We start from the raw sequence: 22387 nt of genomic DNA on the forward strand, positions 1-22387 counted from the left end.
GATGCTGGAACTGATCCTAGGTGGTGCCCGCTCGGGCAAAAGCCGCTTTGCCGAACGTCTGGCTGCCGAAAGCGGCCTGGCGGTCACCTATATCGCCACCAGCCAGGCGCTGGATGGGGAGATGAGCGCGCGCATCGCCCATCATCGGCAACGGCGCCCGGTGCACTGGTCGCTGGTGGAGGAACCGCTGCAGCTGGCGCGGGTGCTGCGCGAGCAGGCCGCGCCGCAGCGCTGCCTGCAGGTCGACTGCCTGACTCTCTGGCTGACCAACCTGCTGATGCTGGACGACGCGGCCCGCCTCGCGGAGGCGCGTGATGCGCTGCTCGAATGTCTGCCTGAGTTACCAGGGCGGATCATCCTGGTCAGCAACGAGACGGGCCTCGGCGTGGTGCCGCTGGGCGAGCTGACCCGTCGTTACGTGGACGAGGCCGGCTGGCTGCACCAGGCGGTGGCGGATCGGGCGCAGCGGGTGACCTTCATGGTCGCCGGGCTGCCCATGACCCTGAAGGGAGCACAGTGATGCAAGAGTGGTGGAACGAACCCTGCCGGCAGCCGGACGAAGCCGCGCGTATCCGTGCCATGGCGCGCCAGGATCAGCTGACCAAACCGCGCGGCGCGCTGGGCCAGCTCGAGGCGCTGGCGGTGAACCTGGCGGCGCTGCAGGCATGCGACCGGCCCGCCGTCGAGCGGCTGCACCTGTGCGTCTTCGCCGGTGACCACGGCGTGGTCGAGGAGGGCGTTTCCGCCTATCCGCAGGCGGTCACCGGGCAGATGTTGCACAACTTCGTCGCCGGTGGTGCGGCACTCTCCGTGGTGGCGCGCCGGCTCGGCGCAGTGCTGGAGGTGATAGACCTCGGCACCGTGGAGCCGCTGGAACTGGCCGGTGTCACTCATCTGCGATTGGGGCCGGGCACGGCTAACTTCACCCGCGAGCCGGCCATGAGCGAGGCACAGCTGGATCAGGCGCTGGCGGCGGGGCGGAGCAGCGTCCAGCGCGCAGCGGCGAATGGCGTGCAGCTGTTCATCGGCGGCGAGATGGGGATCGGCAACACCAGCAGCGCCAGTGCCCTGGCCGCGGTGCTGTTGCCGCGCTCACCGCTGACCCTGGTCGGGCCGGGGACGGGCTTGGATGTACCCGGGGTGCGACACAAGGAACAGGTCATCCAGAGCGCCGTGCGGCTGCATGCCGGGCATTGCGGCGTGCCGCTGGAAGCCCTGCGGCGGCTTGGCGGCTTCGAAGTGGCGGCGTTGACCGGCGCCTATCTCGCCTGTGCTCAGCAGGGTATCCCGGCGCTGGTGGACGGCTTCATCTGCAGCGTCGCGGCGCTTTGCGCGGTGCGCCTGAACCCGGCGTGTCGGGCCTGGCTGCTGTTCGCCCATCGCTCCGCCGAACCGGGGCACCTGGCTGTGCTGGAGGCGCTCGAAGCGGCGCCGCTGCTCGATCTGGGTCTGCGTCTGGGGGAGGGCAGCGGTGCGGCGCTGGCGGTACCGCTGCTCCAGCAGGCGTGCGCATTGCACAACGAGATGGCCACCTTCGCCGAGGCAGCGGTGGCGGACCGGCCGGCATGAGCACGCGCATCGACCTGCTGCGCCATGGCGAGACCGAGCGGGGCGGCGGCTTTCGCGGCAGCCTTGACGACGCCCTGACCGCTCACGGCTGGCAACAGATGCGCGATGCGGTGGCGCTTGCCGGCCCTTGGGACGTGCTGGTCAGCTCGCCGCTGCAACGCTGCGCAGCTTTCGCCCGTGAGCTCGCCGCCGAACGTAGGCTGCCGCTCCACATCGAGCCTGAGTTGCGCGAGCTGCATTTCGGTGCCTGGGAAGGGCGCAGCGCCGCCGAGCTGATGAGCACGGATGCCGAGGCGCTGGGACGCTTCTGGGCCGATCCCTACGGTTTCACTCCGCCTGGTGGCGAGCCGCTGCTGCGGTTCGAAGCGCGCGTACTGGCGGCCATCGAGCGCGTGCGCCTGCATTTTGCCGGCCGACGCGTGCTGGTCATCGGTCACGCCGGGGTGATGCGCCTGCTGCTGGCGCAGGGGCGGGGATTGCCGCGGGAGCGGCTGCTGGAAGTGAACGTGGCCCACGGCGAATTGCTGCCGCTCAGTCCTTGTCCGGCGGGCGAACCCGCGGCGCTGGACGAATAGGGTGTGCCGATGCTGCCGCTGTTGATCGCCCTGCAATTTCTCACCAGCCTGCCAATCCGGCTGCCTGCCATGCCTACGCCGCGGCAGCAGGGCCGTTCGTTGCTGCATTATCCCGCGGTGGGCCTGTTTCTTGGCGCGCTGCTCTGGCTGGCGGCGCTGCTGCTGGAAGGTGCATCGCCACTGCTGCAGGCGGCATTGCTGCTGGCGCTGTGGGTCGCACTGACCGGGGCACTGCACCTCGATGGTCTGGCTGACAGTGCGGACGCCTGGCTCGGCGGCTTCGGCGACCCGGCGCGTACGCTGGAGATCATGAAGGACCCGCGCAGCGGCCCGGTGGCCGTGGTGGTGCTGGTGATAATGCTGTTGCTCAAGTTCAGCGCCCTGCTGGTGGTGCTGCAGGCGCAGCAGCCCGCCGCGCTGGTCTTGGCGCCCCTGCTCGGGCGCGCGGCGCTGCTGGCTCTGTTTCTCTGCACCCCTTATGTGCGCCCGAATGGCCTCGGCCAGGCACTGGCGGCGAACCTGCCGCGCAGCAGGGCCTTGATGGTGCTGGCATTGGTCGTTATCGGGTGCCTGCTGCTCGGCGCCACCGGCTTGCTGGCCCTGACGCTGGCCGGCGTGACCTTTCTGCTGGCGCGTCGCGCCATGCTCCGCCGCCTCGGTGGCGCCACGGGCGATACCGCCGGTGCGCTGCTGGAGCTGGTGGAATGCGCCGTGCTGGTCGGGTTGGCGTTGCAGCTTTAGCCCTCGACCGTCGCGCGACGGTCGAGCACGGGAGCATGCTGGGCCATCAGCTCGACGACCCAGTCGATGAACACCCGCAGCTTGGCGCTGACATGGCGATTCGGCGGAAACGCCAGGTACAGCGGCATCGCATCGAGGTGCCAGTCCTCCAACAACGGCACCAGCTCGCCATTGGCCAGATGCGTCTTCACCATGTAATGCGGCAACCAGAGCACGCCCAACCCGGCCAGTCCCGCGGCCAGGCAGGCGTTGCCATCGTCCACCGCGAGCACGTAGCGGCCATGTACCCGGATGCGCTCGTGCTGCCGCTGCATGACGTACGGCGTGGGCTTGCCGGTGCGTCCCCAGAGAAAGCCGACCACGCGGTGATGGCTGTTTTCCAGTTCGCTTGGGTGGCCCGGTACCCCGGCACGCGCCAGGTAACGCGGCGCCGCGTACACGCCCAGGCTTAGGTCGCCGACGCGGCGGGCGATCAACGACTGGTCGGTGAGTTCGCCGCCGCGCACGACGCAGTCCACGTTCTCGCCGATCAGGTCCACCCGCCGATCGCTGACGCCCATGTCCAGCTGGATGTCCGGGTACCGGGCATGAAACGCCGGTAACGCCGGTATCAGGATCATGCGTGCCAACGGGCTGGGCACGTCGACGCGCAGGCGTCCCCTCGGCAACGCCGCAGCGGCGGACAGGCTGGTCTCGGCGTCGTCCAGGTCCGCCAGCAGGCGCAGCGCCCGTTCGTAAAAGGCGGCGCCATCGGCGGTGACGTTGACCCTGCGCGTGGTGCGGTTGAGCAGGCGGACACGAAGCCGGGCCTCCAGTTGCTGGACCTGCTGGGTCACGCTGGTTTTGCTGATGCGCAACGTTTCCGCAGCCTTGGTGAAGCTGCCGGTTTCCACTACGCGAACGAAGGCCTGCATCGCATCGAAACGGTCCATCGTCACTCCAGGATTGTTTGGTTTGAGCAAACAGTGTTGAGCGCACTCGCGCGTTTATCCAGTGTTCGTCGAGTTCTACAGTGAGTTCTCACTTGAACGGGTCGCTCGACCCTTGCTGGAGGTTTGCACATGACACAGCGTGACGTTGTTTTTCCGCCGGGACGCCAGGCGCTCTACGAGCACAACCGCTATTCACCGGCCATCCGCGCCAATGGCCTGCTGTTCGTCTCCGGGCAGGTCGGCAGCCGCGAGGATGGCTCGCCAGAGCCTGAGCTGGAGGCACAGGTCCGGCGCGCCTTCGACAACCTGAATGCGATTCTCGAGGCTGCAGGCTGCACCTTTGAGGATGTGATCGACGTCACGGTGTTCATGGTCGATCCGCAGGCGATCTTCGAGCGGGTCTGGAACCTGGTGGTGTCCGAGTACTGGGGGCAGGCACCGCATCCGACGGTTACCGCCGTGGGCGTGACCTGGCTCTATGGCTTTCAGTTCGAGATCAAGGTCATCGCCAGGCTGCCCGATGCGGCCTGAGCGGCCGCGACGTTCAACCCAGCAAGGCGACGGTCTTGATCTGTGCCCACAGCTGCTGGCCAGGGGCGATCGCCAGCTGATCCGCCGACCGCCGGGTGATCCGCGCCAGCAGCGGCGTGCCTCCGGCATCCAGGCGCACCAGCACGTGCGCGGGAGTATCGGCCGCTACCACGGCTGCGACGCGCGCCGGCAGCAGGTTGGTGATGCTGCTGCCTTCGGCGCGCTGCAACGCCAGGCTTACGTCCCGCGCATGCACGCGAAAGCGCAGGCGCTGCCCCGGTGCTTCCGGGCGCTGCGAAACCAGCACTTCGCCACCGGGGAAAGTCAGTCGGGTCAGATGGTAGTGGACGTCGTGCTCAGCGACTTCGGCCTCGACCACCACGCCGGCGTCCTCGCTGAAGGCGGTGGGCAGGTCCAGCCGTGCCAGGGTCTCGCGCAGTTCGCCCTGGGCGATGGCCCGGCCCTGCTCCAGCAGCACCACGTGGTCGGCCAGCCGCGCCACTTCGTCCGGCGAGTGGCTGACGTAGAGCACGGGGATATCCAGCTCGTCGTGCAGGCGCTCCAGGTAGGGCAGGATTTCGTTCTTGCGCCTGAGGTCCAGCGCCGCCAGCGGCTCGTCCATCAGCAGCAGGCGCGGGCTGGTCAGCAGCGCGCGGGCGATGCCGACCCGCTGGCGCTCGCCGCCGGACAGCCGATCCGGCATGCGTTCGAGCAGGTGAGCGATGCCCAGCAGTTCCACCGCCTGCTCCAAGGCCACGCGCCGAGCGTTGGCCGCCACACGGCGCATGCCGAACTCGAGATTCCGTCGCACCGACAGGTGCGCGAACAGGTTGGCGTCCTGGAACACGTAACCGATCGCGCGCTGATGCGGTGGTACGAACAGCTTGCGCGCGCAGTCCTGCCAGTGTTCGCCGTTGACGCTCAGCTGGCCGCGGCCAGAGCGTTCCAGCCCGGCGACGCAGCGCAACAGGGTGGTCTTGCCGGAGCCTGAATGGCCGAACAGCGCGGTGACACCACGGCCGGGCAGCTCCAGGTCGACATCCAGGCTGAAGTCGGCATAGTCGAGGCGAAAGCGTGCCTGGATTCCGCTGTTGGTTGCAGCGTCGCTCATCCGCGCCACCCTTGCTTCAACCGGCTGCCATAAAGCACCAGCAGCACCAGGAAGGAGAACAGCAGCATGCCGCCAGCCAGCCAGTGCGCCTGGGCGTACTCCATGGCCTCGACATGATCGTAGATCTGCACCGACACCACGCGCGTCTGGCCCGGAATGTTGCCGCCGATCATCAGCACCACGCCGAACTCGCCGACGGTATGGGCGAAACCGAGGATGCTGGCAGTGATGAAACCGGGGCGGGCGAGTGGCAGCACCACGCTGAAGAAGGTGTCCCAGGGGCCGGCGCGCAGCGTGGCGGCGGCTTCCAGCGGGCGCTCGCCAATGGCTTCGAAGGCGTTCTGCAAGGGCTGCACCACGAACGGCAGCGAGTAGAACACCGAGCCGACCACCAATCCGGCAAAAGTGAAGGGCAGGGTGCCCAGGCCTAGACTCTGGGTGAACTGGCCGATGAAGCCATTGGGCCCCATGGCCACCAGCAGGTAGAAGCCGAGCACCGTCGGCGGCAGCACCAGCGGCAACGCGACCACGGCCCCGATCGGCCCTTTCATGCGCGAAGGGGTGCGTGCCAGCCACCAGGCGATGGGCGTGCCGATCAGCAGCAGGATCAGCGTGGTCACGCTGGCCAGTTTGAAGGTCAGCCAGATTGCTGCCAAGTCGACGCTGTCCAGCGGCATGTTGCTACTCCAGCCCGTAGCCGTAGGACTGGATCAGCTCGCGGATCTGCGGCTGGGCCAGGTAAACCAGCAAAGCCTTGGCAGCCGGATTGTCCTTGCCCTTGGTCAGCAGCACGGCGTCCTGACGAATCGGCGCGTGATAGTCGGTGGGCACGATCCAGCCGGAACCGGTGGTGATCTCGCCATCCTTCGCCACCTGAGACAGCGCAACGAACCCCAGTTGTGCATTGCCGCTGGCGACGAACTGGTAGGTCTGGGCGATGTTTTCACCCTGCACCAATCGACCGCGGAGGGTTTCGGCAAGGCCGAGCTGCTCCAGTGTGGCCAAGGCGGCAGCGCCATAGGGCGCGGTCTTGGGATTGGCCACGGCGAGGTGACGGAAATCGCCATTGCGCAGCAGTTCGGGGCCGTCCTGCACCGCGCCCGCAGTCGGCGACCACAACACCAGCCGACCCACGGCATAGGTGAAGCGGCTACCGGGTATGGCAGCGCCCTCCTGTTCGAGCCGTTGCGGCGTGGTGTCATCCGCTGAAAGCAGCACTTCGAATGGCGCGCCATTGCGAATCTGGGCGTAGAACTTGCCGCTGGCGCCGAAGGCAAGGCGCGCCTGGTGGCCTGTGTCGCGCTCGAAGCGTGCTGCAATCTCCTGCATCGGAGCGGTGAAATTGGAGGCGACGGCAACCTGTACCTGGGCGGCAAAGGCAGTGCTGCCGTGTAGCAGAAGCAGTGCCATGGCGTAGTGGAACAGTCGAGATAGCGTCATACGGCCTCGTTCGGTGCAAAGCGGCTGGCCGCATCATATTGCAGTTTGGCCAGGCTGTGATTGACCGGGCACGCTTCGACGCTCACCGGCATTGTCGCGAGCACGCCGGGGGAGTAGCGTGTTGAATCCGTGATCGGAGAGCTGACCATGAATATCACCCGCTCACTGGTAGTTCTGATGTTGGCCTTCGCCAGCGGCTCGGTGGTTGCCGCCGAATGTCCGGCACTGTTGCAACACGAGCTACCCAAGCTGCGCTCCAAGGACACCGTCGATCTGTGCAGCCAGTTCCAGGGCAAGGCACTGGTAGTGGTCAATACGGCCAGCCATTGCGGATTCACTCCGCAGTTCAAGGGGCTTGAAGCGCTCTACCAGCGTTACAAGGAGGAAGACCTGGAGGTGCTTGGCGTGCCGTCAGACGATTTTTTTCAGGAGTCAGACGACGAGGCCGAGACGGCTGAGGTCTGTTACGTCAACTACGGCGTGACGTTCACCATGACCCAGACCCAGCCGGTGCGCGGGCGTGACGCTACGCCACTGTTTCGCGAACTGGCAGAGCAGGCCGGGGCAGCGCCGCGCTGGAACTTCTACAAGTACGTCGTCGACCGTGAAGGGCGAGTCGTTGCGCATTTTTCCAGCAAGGTGAAGCCGGATGACCCGCGGGTGATCGCTGCGGTGGAAAAAGCGCTGGCAAGGTAGAAAAGAAAAAGCCCCGGAGAACCGGGGCTTTTTTGTAGCGCTTGAATCAGAAGCGGTAGCTGAGCGAGGCACCGAAACCGTGGGCGCTATTCTTGAACGTCGCGTCGTAGTTGGCTTCAAGCAGTCCGCCCTGATAGCTGCGGCTGCGGCTGATATCGACTTCTTCCTCTCGCAGGTACGAGTAAGCCAGGTCGACGGTCATGTCGTCGGTGGGATTCCACGCCAGGCCGAAGCTGATCGCGGTGCGGTCGCCCGTCGGGATGCGCGGAGAACGATGGAGGTTGTTGGTCGGGCTCTGGTCGAAGGCCAGACCGGTACGCAGCGTCCATTCGCGGTTCAGCTTGTAGGCGGCACCGATGGCATAGGACCAGGTGTCATGCCAGTCCTGCTCTTCGACGATGGGCGCCAGGTTGCCTTGCAGCGGGCCCGGAATTCCGTCGTTCTCGATGATGATCGCTTCGAAGCGGCTCCAGCGGGTCCACATGGCACCGCCGTACAGCGTCCACTGGTCGTTGAGTTCGTGCGTCAGCGATACATCCACCGACTCTGGCGTGTCCAGGTCCAGGGAGGTATCGTACTTGCCAGATGCGCCGGATACATCGAACCCTGGTCCGGAAAGCTTGGTGTCGCCCTCAAGCTTGTACTTGACCTTGGAGTGGTAGGTGACACCCGCGCGGGTCTGCGGAGTGAATTCATAGAGCACGCCGGCATTGAAGCCGAGCGCCGTATCATTGCCCGTGACCTTCACTCGGCCATCGTTCGAGCCCAGCGGGCCGACAGGGTTCGGCGAGTTGCTTTGCAGCTCACCATCGATGCGGTTGATGGTCGGGCCGAAACCGACAGACAACTTGTCGTTGAAGCGGTAGCTGACGGTGGGCTGTACGGTGATCACGCGCACTTCACTGTAGTTGCCGAAGTAGCGCCCCTGATAGCCGCTCTCGTAGTCGGTGACCAGGCCGAACGGCACATAAACGCCAACGCCTGCAGCCCATTTGTCGTCGATCGGCTTGACGTAGTAGCCCATCGGCACTGCCGTGAAGGGGACCATGTCTCCGTCGTTGCTGCCACTGTATGGCACGGTCGCACCGCCGAGCGCCGGGCCCGAGAACGAACCGGAATTGTTCTTGATATCCGTCTTCGCATGGATCGCCGCCATGCCGAAGCTGACCTCTTCACGCTTGAGGCGGGACATGCCGGCCGGGTTGCCGAAGAGGGTGGTGGCGTCGTCGGCGGAAGATGAGCGGCCTGCGAAGGAGGTGCCCATGCCGCTGATGCTTTGCTCGTTGAGGGCGAAACCGGCTGCCATTGCCTGGCTGGACAAGGCGCCTACGGCTACCGCGAGTGCGGTCTTCAACCATGTTGTTTTCATTGTTGTACTACTCCGGGATAAAAGCGGGTCGGAACCTAGCAACTTTCTCGGACAGGTAGCAAGACAATGAATTGCAATTTTTCGTAAAGATGGCGACTAACGGTTGTGAAAACAAATGTAACTTCGGCAAAACTGCAGAGGCGTATTGTGACTCGTCAGCCACGCCGCGCCTGCTGGCGCCGCGTGGGGATCGGACTCAGGCGCAAGGCCGCCGGGTGTCGGTGATCCACTCGCTCCAGGAGCCGGGATAGAGCGTCGCCAGCGGATAGCCAGCCAGACACAGGGCAAACAGGTTGTGGCAGGCGGTCACGCCGGAGCCACAGTAGGCGACGGTGCGCTGGGGTGGCTTGTTGCCCAGCAGCGGTTCAAAGCGTCTGCGCAGCTGTTCGACCGGGAGAAACCGGCCGTCGCCGCGGAGATTCTCGGTGAACGGAACGCAAGTGGCATTGGGGATATGCCCGGCGATCGGATCGATGGGTTCGACTTCGCCGAGAAAGCGGGGCAGCGCGCGGGCGTCGAGCAGCGCCAGTTGCGGATCGTCGAGGCGCTCCTGAAGCGCGGAGGCATCGATGATCAGGCTGCTGTCGGTGCGCCCGCTGAAGGTGCCTGGCTCAGTATCGGGGATCGCTTCGTCCATCGGTAGACCGGCTTCGCGCCACGCCTTGAGGCCGCCATCGAGAAGGTAGATGCCGTCGCGTTTACCGAGCCAGAGCAGCAGCCACCATGCCCGTGCGGCAAAGGCACCGGGGCCGTCGTCGTACAGCACCACGTCGCTGTCGTCATCGAGGCCCCATTGGCGAAAGCGCGCTGCCAGCCGCTCCGGATCCGGCAGTGGGTGCCGGCCGGTGACCCCAGGGGTGACCGCGCCGGATAGGTCCTTCTCCAGGTCGGCGAACCGAGCGCCGGGAACATGGCCCTGGCGGTAGCTGCGCTCGCCGTAGGTGGAATCTTCCAGGGCGAAGCGGCAATCGAGAATGCGCAGCGCGGGATCGTCCAGGCGCCGGGCCAGTTGCTCGGCTGTGATGAGTTGTGCAAGTGGCATCGTAAGCCTCCGGGGAAACATCGCTAAACACTACCAGCGTGCGCGCCGGCCATGAATGCCCGGCCGGTCGGATGCTCGATATATACTGCGCGCCTCGTTCGGCCGCGCGCCGGTCGTCAGCCGAAAAGGAGGCCGTGTGGCCATCGAAACTCAATGGGTCGTGGATGATGCACATCTGGCCCGCCTCTGCGCCGAATGGCGCCAACTGCCATTTGTGGCGGTGGACACCGAATTCATGAGGGTGGACACCTTTTATCCCATCGCCGGGCTGGTGCAGGTCGGTGACGGGCGGCGCGCCTATCTGATCGACCCGCTGGCGGTGCGCGATTGGCGTCCGTTTGCCACACTGCTGGACGATGCTGCTGTGGTAAAGGTGCTGCATGCCTGCAGCGAGGACCTCGAAGTGCTGCTGCGCCTGACCGGCAGTCTGCCGCAGCCGCTGTTCGATACCCAGTTGGCCGCCGGCTACCTGAATATCGGCTTTTCCATGGGCTATTCGCGGCTGGTCCAGGCCGTGCTTGGCATCGAACTGCCCAAGGGCGAAACGCGCTCGGACTGGCTCCAGCGGCCGCTGAGCGAGATGCAGGTGCGCTACGCCGCCGAGGATGCGCAGCACCTGGCCGAACTCTACGAAGCGCTGCTGCCGAAGCTGTCGGACGACAAGCGAGCCTGGGTGCTGGAGGACGGTGCCGAGCTGGTCGCCAACCTGCAGCGCGAATCCGACCCGGAGGAGGCCTATCGAGAGGTCAAGCAGGCCTGGCGCCTCAAGCCTCAACAGCTGGCCGTGCTCAAGGTGCTGACCGCCTGGCGTGAGCGCCAGGCCCGAGCGCGCAACCAGCCGCGCAATCGCGTGTTGCGCGAGGCCAGTCTGTGGCCGCTGGCGCGTACCCAGCCGCGCGATCTGGTTACGCTGGCGCGCATCGATGAGATGCATCCGCGCACCGTACGCCAGGATGGTGAAGCCTTGCTGGCGATGATCCGCGAGGCTGCCGCGACGCCCGAACAGGATTGGCCGGCGGCGCTGCCGGAGCCGTTGCCGCTGGAAGTTTCCGGCGTGTTGAAGAAGTTGCGGGCGGTCGGCCAGCGCGAGGCGAAGGCGCTGGATATCGCGCCGGAGCTCATGCTGCGCAAGAAGACCCTGGAGGCACTGCTGAAAAGCGGCTACCCCGACGGCCCTTATCAACTGCCCGATTCGCTGCGCGGCTGGCGCCGCGAGCGGATGGGGCAGGCCCTGCTGGATGTTCTGGAAAAACGCTCATGAAACTCATCTGTTCCATTTACAAGAGCCCCCGCAAGGACGGCATGTACCTCTACGTCGACAAGCGCGATGCGCTCAAGCGCGTGCCCGAGGGCTTGCTCGCCGCATTCGGCGCGCCGCAGCTGGCATTCGAGCTGGTCCTCACCCCGGAGCGCCAGCTGGCGCGCGAGGACATCAACAAGGTGCTCGCCAACATCGAGGCGCAGGGCTATCACCTGCAGATGCCGCCGGCCGAGGACGAGTACATCGAGCACCTGCCCGAGGAACTGCTGCGCATGAACGATCCCATGTGAAGGTGCCCGGCCAGGCATGACCGGGGACAAGGTCGTGCCGGCGGATCGGACTATTCTGAAGTCGTCCGCACATGCATAGGGAGACGGCTCATGAAAACGCGTTCCTGGGTACTCGGTTCGATCCTTGCCGGTCTGGCGATGTCTGCCAGCGCGCAGCCGGCGCCGGCCTACGACAACGAAGCCTGGCAGCAGCACTGGCAGAAGATGCAGGAATATCGTCAGGCCTGGCAGGCCGCGAAGACGCCGGAAGAGCGGCAGAAGCTGCGGGACGAACACTGGCAGAGCATGCAGTCGACCATGGGCGCCATGGGAGGCTGCCCGATGGGCGGCCCGGGTGCCGGCATGGGCAAACAGGGCGGCAAGCCGATGCAGGGGGCAATGGGCGGCGGCCGCATGATGGCGGCACCGTCCAAGGAAATGCTCGACATGCGCATCCAGCATATGGAACAGATGCTCGAGCAGATGCGCAGCCATCGCGACATGCTCGACAAGCAGTAATCCGCCGCGTGGCTGCCTGCCGCTCCGGCCGGCGGCCACGGCTCAGACCTTGATCCGCCTGCCGGCTATTGGCCGGATATCCAGCAGTGGCTAGACTTGCCGCTTTTTCCCGGTAGTGACAGAGAGATGGCGGCCAAAGTCGAACCCTTCTGGAAGCGCAAGACCCTCGCCGAGCTCGATTCGGCCGAGTGGGAGTCGCTATGCGACGGCTGCGGCCTCTGCTGCCTGCAGAAGCTCGAGGATGAGGAAGATGGCGCCGTGTACTACACGCGCATCGCCTGCCGCTTGCTCGATCTGAAGACCTGTCAATGCAGCGATTACCCCAATCGGCGCGCCAGCGTACCGGACTGCATTCAGCTCAATGCCCAGGACGCCGCACAGTTCAAGTGGCTTCCGCCCACCTGCGCCTACCGCCTGGTGGCCGAGCGCAAGGACCTGCCGCTCTGGCACCATCTGGTCTGTGGCGACCGCGAGGCGGTACACGTCGAGCGCATTTCCCAGGCCGGCAGGATGCTCGCTGAAGGCAGCGTTGCCGAGGAGCATTGGGAAGACCATCTGATTTTCCGTGCTGGTTGAATCTAAGCGCCGATTGCATCGTCTCAAGATCAGCACACCCCTCGCGTTATCCGATTCCGTGGAGTTCTCTTCGATGCTCGCTCGACTGCTGTCGTTGTTCGCTCTCGTTCTTTTCATCGTCGGCCCGGCACAGGCGGCCAAGCGGGTCGATCTTGACTATCACGTGCGCTTCCTCCCGGCGGAAGATCAGGCAGTGGTGCAGCTGATCCTGGAAAAGGGCGAGGCGGTCCGCAGCCTGCAGTTCAACCTGGGCGACGAGGGTTACTACAGCGACTTCCAGGCGGACGGCGAATGGCAGCAGGAGTCGCCAGCACTGGGCACCTGGCGACCTGCCCCCGGCAAGGCGACCCTGAGCTATCGCGTTCGCATCAGTCATCCCCGTGACAACGGGCGCTTCGATGCGCGGATGACGCCCGATTGGGCGCTGTTCCGCGGCGATGATCTGGTGCCGCCGGCGCGGCTGGATCAGGTCGATGGCGTGAGCTTGGTGTCACGCATCAGCTTCGAGCTGCCGGAAGGCTGGAAGAGCATCGAAACCGGCTGGCCGCGAATCGGCAAGAACCGCTTTCGCGTGGACAACCGCGAGCGTCTGTTCGATCGCCCGACCGGCTGGATGCTGGCCGGCAAACTGGGCACCCGTCGCGCCAAGCTTGGCGAAACCGAGGTCACCGTCGCAGCGCCGGTAGGCGAGGGCGTGCGGCGGATGGACATCCTGACCATGCTTACCTTCGTCTGGCCGCAGGTGCAGAACGTCTTTCCCCGCGATCCGGCAAAGCTGCTGATAGTCGGTGCCGGCGATCCCATGTGGCGCGGTGGGCTCTCCGGACCCAATTCCCTGTACATGCATGCCGACCGCCCGCTGGTCAGCGAGAACGGCACAAGCTCGCTGGTGCATGAGCTGGTGCATGTGTTCAGCCGCATCAAGGACACCGATCGCAGCGACTGGATCAGCGAAGGGCTGGCCGAATACTACGCCATCGAACTGGTGCGCCGTGCCGGAGGGATGAGCGAGGATCGTTATCAGGCAGTTCGGGAGCACCTGATCAAATGGAGTCGCAAGGTCGATAGCCTGCGCACCGAGCATTCCACCGGCCCGATTACTGCGCGCGCCGTGTTGCTGTTGCAGGATCTGGACAAGGAAATCCGCCAGCGCAGCAAGGGGCGGCATTCGCTGGACGATGTCGCGCGCGGCCTGATGCGCATGGATACCGTCAGCACGGACGACTTCATCACCATAACCGAAACGCTGCTCGGCGGCGGCTCGAAGGCGCTCAACACCCGACTGCTGCGCTGAGTCCGAATCGCCAGGGTCGGCCCGCCCCATGAGGAGACTTCTGTGACCATCATCGATCTTCGCAGCGACACCGTCACTCAGCCCTCCAGCGCAATGCGTGAAGTGATGTGTTGTGCTGCGACCGGTGATGACGTGTACAGCGAGGACCCGACGGTCAGCCTGCTCGAGAGCCGCCTCGCCGCGAGTCTGGGGTTTACCGCAGGGCTCTTCGTTCCTTCGGGGACCATGAGCAATCTGCTGGGGCTGATGGCGCACTGCGAGCGGGGTGACGAGTACATCGTTGGCCAGCAGGCGCACACCTACAAATACGAAGGCGGCGGAGCGGCGGTGCTGGGCTCGATTCAGCCGCAGCCGATCGAAATGGAGGCGGACGGCACGCTGGACCTTGCCCGCGTCGAAGCGGCGATCAAGCCGGACAACTTCCACTTCGCCCGTAGCCGTCTGCTGACGCTGGAAAACACCATGCAGGGCAAGGTGCTGCCGCTGGACTATCTTGCCGCGGCTCGCGACCTCACGCGCCGGCACGGCCTGGCGCTGCATCTGGATGGTGCCCGGCTGTTCAATGCGGCGGTAAGGCTCGGTTGCGATGCCCAAGAGATCACCCGGCATTTCGATACGGTTTCGGTGTGTCTGTCCAAGGGGCTCGGTGCGCCGGTGGGGTCGGTGCTCTGCGGTGGCGAGGCATTCATCGGCAAGGCGCGGCGCCTGCGCAAGATGGTCGGCGGTGGCATGCGCCAGGCTGGCGTGCTCGCCGCCGCCGGGCTCTACGCGCTGGAGCACAATGTCGCTCGGCTCGCCGAGGATCATCGTCGCGCCCAGTGGCTCGGAAAGGAGCTGGCCGCGCTTGGGTTCGCGGTCGAGCCCGTGCAAACCAACATGGTTTATGTGGCGATGGGTGACAGGGCTTCGGCATTGGCGGAGTTCTGTTCGACGCGTGGCATCCGGCTGACCCCTTCGGCACGGCTGCGTCTGGTGACCCATCTCGACGTGCACGACGAGCACCTGCCGATGGTGGTACATGCCTTCGCCGAATTCGCCGGGAACATGAGCGGCAATTGACGTCGAATTGCTTGATTCAATCGCCTTTATCCCCTATACCCGGCGCGCAGGCCCGATATAATGCGGCCCTTTGCCGGCTATCCGTTGGATAGTTGCGAACCGGCTTTCGGTGGTCCCGCCTCGCCGTGTCGTTTTGCAGCCGTTCGGCCGCAGTCCTCTGGAAGAAATCTATGAAAAGCGCAGAAATCCGTGAAGCCTTCCTCCGCTTCTTCGAAGAGAAGGGCCACACTCGCGTGGCCTCCAGTTCGCTGATTCCGGCGAACGACCCGACCCTGCTGTTCACCAACGCCGGCATGAATCAGTTCAAGGACTGCTTCCTCGGCCTGGAGAAGCGCGCCTATACCCGTGCCACCACCAGCCAGAAGTGCGTACGTGCCGGCGGCAAGCACAACGACCTGGAAAACGTCGGCTACACCGCGCGTCACCACACCTTCTTCGAGATGCTCGGCAATTTCAGCTTCGGCGATTATTTCAAGCGCGACGCGATTCACTACGCCTGGGAGTTTCTGACCAGCGACAAGTGGCTGAACCTGCCCAAGGAGAAGCTCTGGGTGACGGTCTATGCCACCGATGACGAGGCCTACGACATCTGGACCAAGGAAGTCGGCGTGCCGGCCGAGCGCATGGTGCGCATCGGTGACAACAAGGGCGCGCCCTACGCTTCGGACAACTTCTGGGCGATGGGCGACACCGGCCCTTGCGGTCCCTGCACCGAGATCTTCTTCGACCACGGCGAACACATCTGGGGTGGCCCGCCCGGTTCGCCAGAGGAAGACGGCGACCGCTACATCGAGATCTGGAACAACGTGTTCATGCAGTTCAACCGCACCGCGGACGGTGTACTGCACCCGTTGCCGGCACCGAGCGTCGACACCGGCATGGGCCTGGAGCGCATCAGCGCCGTGCTCCAGCACGTCAATTCGAACTATGAAATCGACCTGTTCCAGAGCCTGCTGAACGCGGCGGCGGACGCCATTGGCTGCGCCAACGAAGGCCAGGCTTCGCTGAAGGTCGTTGCCGACCATATCCGTTCCTGCGGCTTCCTCATCGCCGATGGCGTGACGCCGTCCAACGAAGGCCGTGGCTACGTGCTGCGCCGCATCATTCGCCGCGCCTGCCGCCATGGCAACAAGCTCGGCGCCAAGGGCAGCTTCTTCCATCGCATCGTCGCCGCGCTGGTCGCGGAGATGGGCGACGCCTTCCCCGAACTCAAACAACAGCAGGCGCATATCGAGCGCGTGCTGAAGAACGAGGAAGAGCAATTCGCCAAGACCCTGGAGCAGGGGCTGAAGATCCTGGAGCAGGATCTGGCCGGGCTTGCCGGTAGCGTCATTCCCGGCGAGGTGGTGTTCAAGCTGTACGACACTTACGGCTTCCCGGTCGATCTGACCGGTGACATCGCGCGCGAGCGTAATCTGACTCTGGATGAAGAGGGCTTCGAGCGCGAGATGCAGGCCCAGCGCGAGCGTGCCCGCTCGGCGAGCGCCTTCGGCATGGACTACAACAGCCTGGTCAAGGTGGAAGGCGAGACGCGCTTCATCGGTTACCAGGGCACGTCGGGCAGCGGCAAGGTTCTGGCGCTGTTCAAGCAAGGCATGCTGGTCGATAGCCTGAGCGCTGGCGAGGAGGGCGTCGTGGTGCTCGATCAGACGCCGTTCTACGCCGAATCCGGCGGGCAGATCGGTGACTGCGGCTACCTCGAGGCACAGGGTCTGCGCTTCGATGTGCGCGACACCAGCAAGGCTGGTGGCGCATTCCTGCATCACGGAATCGTCGACAGCGGCACGCTGACCACCGGCGCGCAGGTCGAGGCGACGGTCGACGCTTCAGTGCGCCAGGCTACGGCGCTCAACCACTCGGCGACCCACCTGCTGCATGCTGCGTTGCGTGAAATTCTCGGTGAGCACGTGAGCCAGAAGGGCTCCTTGGTGGACAGTCAGCGCCTGCGCTTCGACTTCAGCCACTTCGAAGCGATCAAACCGGAGCAGCTCCGCGCGCTGGAGGATCGCGTCAATGCCGAGATCCGCCGCAACTCGGCGGTGGAGATCGAGGAAACCGATATCGATACCGCCAAGGCCAAGGGCGCAATGGCGCTATTCGGCGAGAAGTATGGCGACACCGTTCGGGTGCTGACCATGGGTGGCGGGTTTTCCGTCGAGCTGTGCGGTGGTACCCACGTGAACCGCACCGGCGACATCGGCCTGTTCAAGATCACCAGCGAAGGCGGCGTGGCCGCTGGCGTGCGGCGGATCGAAGCGGTAACTGGCGCACCGGCGCTGGCCTACCTCAATGACGCCGAGGAACAGCTGAAGGAGGCGGCCAGCCTGGTCAAGGGCAGCCGCGAGAATCTGTTGGACAAGCTCGGTGGCCTCCTGGAGCGCAACCGTCAGCTGGAAAAGGAGCTCGAGCAGCTCAAGGCCAAGGCCGCCAGCGCTGCAGGTAATGACCTGGCGGCATCGGCGGTTGAGGTGAACGGCATCCGCGTGCTGGCGGCGCGTCAGGATGGGCTCGACGGCAAGGCGTTGCTGGCGCTGGTCGACCAGCTGAAGAACAAATTGGGCAGTGCGGTCATTCTGCTTGGCGGGGTTCAGGACGATAAGGTCGTCCTGGTTGCCGGCGTGACGCAGGACCTGACCTCGCGCCTGAAGGCCGGGGATCTGATGAGGCAGGCCGCTGCCGCGGTAGGTGGCAAGGGCGGTGGTCGCCCGGATATGGCCCAGGGCGGCGGTACCGATGCCGCCAAGCTGGACGAGGCGTTGGCCTTGGCCCTGCCGTTTGCTCAGAAGGCACTGTGATTAAGTTGCCGGAGGCGCCTCCGGCATCTGCAGGTTGTTTGTTTAATGAATGCCCTTTGCGGGCTCTAGGCGGCTAACAATGGCTTTGATCGTACAGAAGTTTGGGGGCACCTCGGTCGGCACCGTCGAGCGAATCGAGCAGGTGGCCGAAAAGGTCAAGAAATTCCGCGACGGTGGCGATGACATTGTCGTGGTCGTCTCGGCAATGAGCGGCGAAACCAACCGTCTGATCGATCTGGCCAAGCAGATCAGCGAGCAGCCGGTTCCGCGCGAGCTGGACGTCATGGTGTCCACGGGCGAGCAGGTGACGATCGCCCTGCTGGCCATGGCGCTGATCAAGCGCGGCGTTCCGGCGGTGTCCTACACTGGCAATCAGGTCCGTATCCTCACCGATAGCGCCCACACGAAGGCGCGCATCCTGCAGATCGATGCGCAGCGCATCCAGCGCGACATCAAGGCGGGGCGTGTCGTCGTTGTGGCTGGCTTCCAGGGTGTGGACGAGAAGGGCAACATCACCACCTTGGGGCGCGGTGGCTCCGACACCACCGGCGTGGCGTTGGCGGCAGCGTTGAAGGCCGATGAATGTCAGATCTACACCGATGTGGATGGCGTCTATACCACCGACCCGCGCGTCGTTGCCAAGGCCCAGCGTCTGGACAAGATCACCTTCGAGGAAATGCTGGAAATGGCCAGCCTTGGCTCCAAGGTGCTGCAAATCCGCGCGGTTGAGTTCGCCGGCAAGTACAGTGTCCCGCTGCGTGTACTGCACAGCTTTCAGGAGGGTCCGGGTACCCTCATTACCCTTGATGAAGAGGAATCCATGGAACAGCCCATCATTTCCGGCATCGCCTTCAATCGTGACGAGGCCAAGCTGACCATCCGTGGGGTGCCGGACACGCCCGGCGTAGCGTTCAAGATTCTCGGACCGATCAGCGCCGCGAATGTGGAAGTGGACATGATCGTGCAGAACGTCGCGCACGATAACACCACCGATTTCACGTTCACCGTGCACCGCAACGACTACAACAATGCGCTTCAGGTGCTGCAAGGGATTGCCGCCGAGATGGGCGCCCGGGAAGTCATTGGTGACACCAACATCGCCAAGGTGTCTATCGTCGGTGTCGGTATGCGTTCGCACGCGGGCGTCGCCAGCCGGATGTTCGAGGCGCTGGCCAAGGAAAACATCAATATTCAGATGATTTCGACGTCCGAAATCAAAGTTTCGGTTGTCATTGAAGAGAAGTATCTGGAACTTGCAGTACGTGCGTTGCACACCGCATTTGAGTTGGATGCGCCGGCTGGCAATACTGCGGAGTGATTCGCAGAAGGCGCGCTAGTCCGCGCCTTCTGTCGTATTGGGCCGTGCTAAAAGGAACTTTAGGCTCCCGGGCGCGGGTCAATACCTGGTGAAAGGCTCTAGCTTCATGTTTTACGGGACATTTTCCGTATTTATCTTTGCAGACTGTTTACTGAACTGAATCCGTTTAAGGAGAAAGGAATGCTGATTCTGACTCGCCGGGTAGGAGAAACCCTGATGGTGGGTGACGATGTGACTGTCACTGTGTTGGGTGTGAAAGGAAACCAGGTACGTATCGGCGTCAATGCGCCCAAGGAGGTGGCGGTGCATCGCGAGGAGATTTACCAGCGGATCCAGAAAGAGAAGGATCAGGAACCAAGCCACTAATTTTTCTGTAATTTTTGGCTTTGCAAACGGGGTAAAGATGGGTATGATGCGCCCCGTGTTGCGGAGAGGTGGCCGAGTGGCCGAAGGCGCTCCCCTGCTAAGGGAGTACACCTCAAAAGGGTGTCGGGGGTTCGAATCCCCCCTTCTCCGCCATTTTGCGTTCTAGGGTTTTTGATTCTTGCGTCAGCCTGCTTTCAGATGGAAAGCGCCACGGCAAAGTGCTTGACCATCATTGTTTACTCCCTATAATGCGCACGCTCAGCGCACTCATAGCTCAGCTGGATAGAGTACTCGGCTACGAACCGAGCGGTCGGAGGTTCGAATCCTCCTGAGTGCGCCATATTCGAATGACTGGCATCTTGCGAGTCGCTCGGGCAACCAGCAGTGATCTGGTTTATCAAGCGCTTACGCACTCATAGCTCAGCTGGATAGAGTACTCGGCTACGAACCGAGCGGTCGGAGGTTCGAATCCTCCTGAGTGCGCCAATCAAGAGAAGGGCCTGCAGCGATGCAGGCCCTTTTTCGTTTTGGTGTGCTAGCGCTTGCCCAGCACGCAGCCGTGCTCATCGAAGCTGACCGTGCGTACCTGTCCCTTGCCGTCCCGAAAGCGCAGGCGGTCTCTGCCGTTGGTGCTTGTGGTGCTTTCCGGTCGGCCCAGCGCGCTTTCCACGTCGCTGCGTGTCATCCCCGCACGAATGCTCTTGCTGATGATCGCGCTGCGCCGCTCGCTGCCGGTCACCCTGTTGCCGCACCCGTCGTCTTTCTCGGCAACTACCGCCACGTCGTTGCCGACCTTGCGCCCGTGATTCGTACTGCTGGCAGTCGTGGCCATGCGCACGGTCTCGTCGGAGCTGGGCTTCGGGTTAACCGCCTGTTGTCGCTCGCTGCTCTGGTCCGTGGGGCAGCCCTGCTGGCTGAAAGTGACGTGCCCCGCGGTATCGACGCAGCGAAACACGCTTGCGGAAAACGCCGGATTCGCCAGCAAAAGCAGGCCGGTGCAGATCACCCACATTTTCATTGTCGTCCTCCTTGACTGAACAAGCGCCTTGCAGGCTACTCAATAAAAGCTGTCCGTACATCCGTGTCTCATTGCGCCGTGAAGGCGTCGACAGAAAAGTCGGCGTCCATGCTGCTGACGTGTCTGTGTGCAAGTTGCCCGAAAGGGCTGTACTTGAGCACGTCCGGCGCGCCGCGGCGATGGTATGATTGCCGCATCTGCCCCTATGGGTCTGTGGAACAACCTTTCCTTATGGACTTACCCAGTAGCCATTCAAGTTTCCCGCTTGCCAATCACGTGAAGATTGATTGATTCCCCCGGCGCGCTCCCGGCCGGGGGTGGAGTGCGCCATGACAGAAGTAGAAGCAAAAAAGCCACAAGAGACCTTGCAGGACCGCCTGGCGCAGGTGGTCGAACTGCTGCAACGCCATCGCCTCGGTGAGGATGGCGAATACCGGCAGGACAATCTGCAGGTCGAGCCCGCCGAGAATTATGATCAGGGGCAGATCCTTGCCGAGCTGCAACGCAAGCTCGACGAGCTGCACCCTGCGGACGTCGCCCACATCCTGGAAGCATTGCCGCTCGAAGAGCGCCTGACCGTCTGGCAGCTGGTCAAGGCCGAGCGCGATGGCGACATTCTGCTCGAGGTCTCCGATGCGGTGCGGGAGACGCTGATCGCCGACATGGACGATCACGAACTGCTCGCCGCGGCCAAGGAGATGGACGCCGACGAGCTGGCCGACCTGGCCCCTGAACTGCCCCGTGATGTCGTTCATGAGCTGATGGAGAGCCTGGACGCCCAGCAGCGCGAGCGTGTGCGCTCGGCTTTGTCGTACGAGGAGGATCAGGTTGGCGCGCTGATGGACTTCGAGATGGTGACCATCCGCGAAGATGTCAGCCTGGAAGTCGTGCTGCGCTACCTGCGGCGGCTCAAGGAGCTGCCTGGCCACACCGACAAGCTGTTCGTGGTCGATTACGACGGTGTGCTCAAGGGGGTGCTGCCGATCAAGCGGCTCCTGGTCAACGATCCGGACAAGCAGGTCGCCGAGGTAATGGCCAGCGACCCGGTCACCTTCCATCCTGACGAAGACGCCTACGAGGCGGCTCAGGCGTTCGAGCGCTACGACCTGGTTTCGACACCGGTCGTCGACAAGGGAGGCAAGCTGATCGGGCGCCTAACCATCGACGAGATGGTCGACCTGATCCGCGAGGAGAGCGAAAGCGAAGTCCTCAACATGGCCGGTCTGCGCGAGGAGGAAGATATCTTCGCTTCGGTCTGGAAGTCCGTGCGCAACCGTTGGGCCTGGCTGGCGGTCAACCTGGTCACCGCATTCGTTGCTTCGCGAGTGATCGGCTTGTTCGATGGCTCGATCGAGAAGCTGGTGGCGCTGGCTGCGCTGATGCCAATTGTCGCAGGCATCGGCGGCAACTCCGGCAACCAGACGATCACCATGATCGTACGCGCCATGGCGCTGGATCAGGTGGGCACTGGGAACACCGTACGCCTGTTGCGCAAGGAGGTCGGGGTCGGTCTGGTCAATGGTCTGGTGTGGGGTGGCGTGATAGGCGCGGTAGCCTGGTGGCTTTACGGTAGCTGGTCTCTGGGCGTCGTGATGACGGCTGCGATGACCTTGAATCTGCTGCTCGCGGCGCTGATGGGCGTGCTGATTCCGATGACGCTGGCGCGACTGGGGCGCGATCCGGCGATGGGGGCCAGCGTGATGATCACGGCCATGACCGACAGTGGCGGTTTCTTCATTTTCCTCGGATTGGCGACAATTTTTCTGCTGTAGCGGCGCTTTTCGCGTCGTGTTGGGGTTTGCCTTGTTTCGTTGTTTCGGGCTAAGGTTCGGCCGTTTCGTGTGTCGCGGAACGTGTCCGAACTAACGCAGCGAATAACAAGCAGCTTGAGCTGCTGACAAGGGAA

Annotated in this window: 23 protein-coding genes and 3 tRNA genes; 19 read left to right on the plus strand and 7 right to left on the minus strand. The window is 64.0% G+C overall.

Annotated features, from left to right (window positions below):
* The first annotated feature begins 1 nt into the window (after window position 1).
* The 4 genes from cobU to PSTAB_RS06460 are packed head-to-tail and all read left to right on the plus strand — an operon-like array spanning window position 2 to window position 2885.
* Window positions 2-520, plus strand: a complete 519-nt coding sequence (gene cobU, locus PSTAB_RS06445) for a bifunctional adenosylcobinamide kinase/adenosylcobinamide-phosphate guanylyltransferase (RefSeq protein WP_013982194.1) — start codon at window positions 2-4, stop codon at window positions 518-520.
* Window positions 520-1569: a nicotinate-nucleotide--dimethylbenzimidazole phosphoribosyltransferase gene (gene cobT, locus PSTAB_RS06450; RefSeq protein ID WP_013982195.1), complete on the plus strand. Its 1050-nt coding sequence runs from the start codon at window positions 520-522 to the stop codon at window positions 1567-1569. The genes cobU and cobT overlap by 1 nt, the downstream gene beginning before the upstream one ends.
* Window positions 1566-2144, plus strand: coding sequence for an alpha-ribazole phosphatase family protein (cobC, locus tag PSTAB_RS06455; RefSeq protein ID WP_013982196.1), 579 nt, complete (start codon window positions 1566-1568; stop codon window positions 2142-2144). Before cobT ends, cobC begins: the two co-directional genes overlap by 4 nt.
* 9 nt (window positions 2145-2153) lie before the next feature.
* Entirely contained in the window at window positions 2154-2885 is a 732-nt protein-coding gene (locus PSTAB_RS06460; RefSeq protein ID WP_041771673.1) for an adenosylcobinamide-GDP ribazoletransferase, read from the plus strand.
* Here the strand turns inward: PSTAB_RS06460 and PSTAB_RS06465 are convergent.
* Entirely contained in the window at window positions 2882-3817 is a 936-nt protein-coding gene (locus PSTAB_RS06465) for a LysR family transcriptional regulator (RefSeq protein ID WP_013982198.1), read from the minus strand. The genes PSTAB_RS06460 and PSTAB_RS06465 overlap by 4 nt on opposite strands.
* A gap of 129 nt (window positions 3818-3946) precedes the next feature.
* Here PSTAB_RS06465 and PSTAB_RS06470 point away from each other — a divergent pair, with 129 nt between their 5' ends.
* A complete protein-coding gene (locus PSTAB_RS06470; RefSeq protein WP_013982199.1) occupies window positions 3947-4348 on the plus strand; it encodes a RidA family protein in 402 nt (133 codons plus the stop codon).
* Between the two features lie 13 nt (window positions 4349-4361).
* Here PSTAB_RS06470 and modC read toward each other — a convergent pair whose 3' ends face one another.
* From modC to modA, 3 genes are read right to left on the minus strand one after another with little or no spacing between them, the layout of a single operon-like run.
* On the minus strand, window positions 4362-5459 hold the full coding sequence (gene modC, locus PSTAB_RS06475) for a molybdenum ABC transporter ATP-binding protein (RefSeq protein ID WP_013982200.1): 1098 nt from the start codon (window positions 5457-5459) through the stop codon (window positions 4362-4364).
* Window positions 5456-6136 carry a molybdate ABC transporter permease subunit gene (gene modB / locus PSTAB_RS06480; protein ID WP_003283954.1) on the minus strand — a complete coding sequence of 227 codons (681 nt, stop codon included), beginning with the start codon at window positions 6134-6136 and terminating at the stop codon, window positions 5456-5458. Before modB ends, modC begins: the two co-directional genes overlap by 4 nt.
* Window positions 6137-6140: 4 nt before the next feature.
* A complete protein-coding gene (modA, locus tag PSTAB_RS06485) occupies window positions 6141-6899 on the minus strand; it encodes a molybdate ABC transporter substrate-binding protein (RefSeq protein ID WP_013982201.1) in 759 nt (252 codons plus the stop codon).
* Window positions 6900-7046: 147 nt separating this feature from the next.
* Between modA and PSTAB_RS06490 the strand changes: the two genes are divergently transcribed.
* Window positions 7047-7595, plus strand: coding sequence for a glutathione peroxidase (locus PSTAB_RS06490; protein ID WP_013982203.1), 549 nt, complete (start codon window positions 7047-7049; stop codon window positions 7593-7595).
* A gap of 46 nt (window positions 7596-7641) precedes the next feature.
* Here PSTAB_RS06490 and PSTAB_RS06495 read toward each other — a convergent pair whose 3' ends face one another.
* Window positions 7642-8964, minus strand: a complete 1323-nt coding sequence (locus tag PSTAB_RS06495; RefSeq protein ID WP_013982204.1) for an OmpP1/FadL family transporter — start codon at window positions 8962-8964, stop codon at window positions 7642-7644.
* Between the two features lie 196 nt (window positions 8965-9160).
* Window positions 9161-10006, minus strand: a complete 846-nt coding sequence (locus PSTAB_RS06500; RefSeq protein ID WP_013982205.1) for a sulfurtransferase — start codon at window positions 10004-10006, stop codon at window positions 9161-9163.
* A 136-nt stretch (window positions 10007-10142) separates the two neighbouring features.
* Between PSTAB_RS06500 and rnd the strand changes: the two genes are divergently transcribed.
* The 12 genes from rnd to PSTAB_RS06560 all read left to right on the plus strand — a co-directional run bounded on the left by rnd (window position 10143) and on the right by PSTAB_RS06560 (window position 19949).
* On the plus strand, window positions 10143-11267 hold the full coding sequence (gene rnd, locus PSTAB_RS06505; protein ID WP_013982206.1) for a ribonuclease D: 1125 nt from the start codon (window positions 10143-10145) through the stop codon (window positions 11265-11267).
* Entirely contained in the window at window positions 11264-11557 is a 294-nt protein-coding gene (locus PSTAB_RS06510; RefSeq protein WP_011912541.1) for a YcgL domain-containing protein, read from the plus strand. The genes rnd and PSTAB_RS06510 overlap by 4 nt, the downstream gene beginning before the upstream one ends.
* Before the next feature lie 90 nt (window positions 11558-11647).
* Window positions 11648-12055 carry a hypothetical protein gene (locus PSTAB_RS06515; protein WP_011912542.1) on the plus strand — a complete coding sequence of 136 codons (408 nt, stop codon included), beginning with the start codon at window positions 11648-11650 and terminating at the stop codon, window positions 12053-12055.
* A gap of 126 nt (window positions 12056-12181) precedes the next feature.
* The gene (locus PSTAB_RS06520; RefSeq protein WP_013982207.1) at window positions 12182-12631 is read left to right on the plus strand and encodes a YcgN family cysteine cluster protein; all 450 of its coding nucleotides are present in this window, start codon (window positions 12182-12184) and stop codon (window positions 12629-12631) included.
* A gap of 73 nt (window positions 12632-12704) precedes the next feature.
* On the plus strand, window positions 12705-13925 hold the full coding sequence (locus PSTAB_RS06525) for a M61 metallopeptidase family protein (protein WP_013982208.1): 1221 nt from the start codon (window positions 12705-12707) through the stop codon (window positions 13923-13925).
* A gap of 42 nt (window positions 13926-13967) precedes the next feature.
* Window positions 13968-14984 carry a low-specificity L-threonine aldolase gene (gene ltaE, locus PSTAB_RS06530; RefSeq protein WP_013982209.1) on the plus strand — a complete coding sequence of 339 codons (1017 nt, stop codon included), beginning with the start codon at window positions 13968-13970 and terminating at the stop codon, window positions 14982-14984.
* A gap of 170 nt (window positions 14985-15154) precedes the next feature.
* On the plus strand, window positions 15155-17779 hold the full coding sequence (gene alaS, locus PSTAB_RS06535; RefSeq protein ID WP_013982210.1) for an alanine--tRNA ligase: 2625 nt from the start codon (window positions 15155-15157) through the stop codon (window positions 17777-17779).
* 79 nt (window positions 17780-17858) lie between these two features.
* Window positions 17859-19097, plus strand: a complete 1239-nt coding sequence (locus tag PSTAB_RS06540) for an aspartate kinase (RefSeq protein ID WP_013982211.1) — start codon at window positions 17859-17861, stop codon at window positions 19095-19097.
* A gap of 180 nt (window positions 19098-19277) precedes the next feature.
* The gene (gene csrA / locus PSTAB_RS06545; protein ID WP_003283978.1) at window positions 19278-19463 is read left to right on the plus strand and encodes a carbon storage regulator CsrA; all 186 of its coding nucleotides are present in this window, start codon (window positions 19278-19280) and stop codon (window positions 19461-19463) included.
* A gap of 62 nt (window positions 19464-19525) precedes the next feature.
* Window positions 19526-19616, plus strand: a tRNA-Ser gene (locus tag PSTAB_RS06550).
* 110 nt (window positions 19617-19726) lie between these two features.
* Window positions 19727-19803 (plus strand) — tRNA-Arg (locus PSTAB_RS06555).
* A gap of 69 nt (window positions 19804-19872) precedes the next feature.
* Window positions 19873-19949, plus strand: a tRNA-Arg gene (locus PSTAB_RS06560).
* 49 nt (window positions 19950-19998) lie between these two features.
* On the opposite strand, the gene PSTAB_RS06565 is transcribed toward PSTAB_RS06560, so the two are convergent.
* Window positions 19999-20481, minus strand: a complete 483-nt coding sequence (locus PSTAB_RS06565) for a DUF4124 domain-containing protein (RefSeq protein WP_013982212.1) — start codon at window positions 20479-20481, stop codon at window positions 19999-20001.
* A gap of 329 nt (window positions 20482-20810) precedes the next feature.
* Here PSTAB_RS06565 and mgtE point away from each other — a divergent pair, with 329 nt between their 5' ends.
* Window positions 20811-22253, plus strand: coding sequence for a magnesium transporter (gene mgtE, locus PSTAB_RS06570; RefSeq protein WP_013982213.1), 1443 nt, complete (start codon window positions 20811-20813; stop codon window positions 22251-22253).
* Window positions 22254-22387 lie beyond the last annotated feature (134 nt).

The sequence above is a fragment of the Stutzerimonas stutzeri genome, assembly GCF_000219605.1.
Taxonomy (GTDB): domain Bacteria; phylum Pseudomonadota; class Gammaproteobacteria; order Pseudomonadales; family Pseudomonadaceae; genus Stutzerimonas; species Stutzerimonas stutzeri.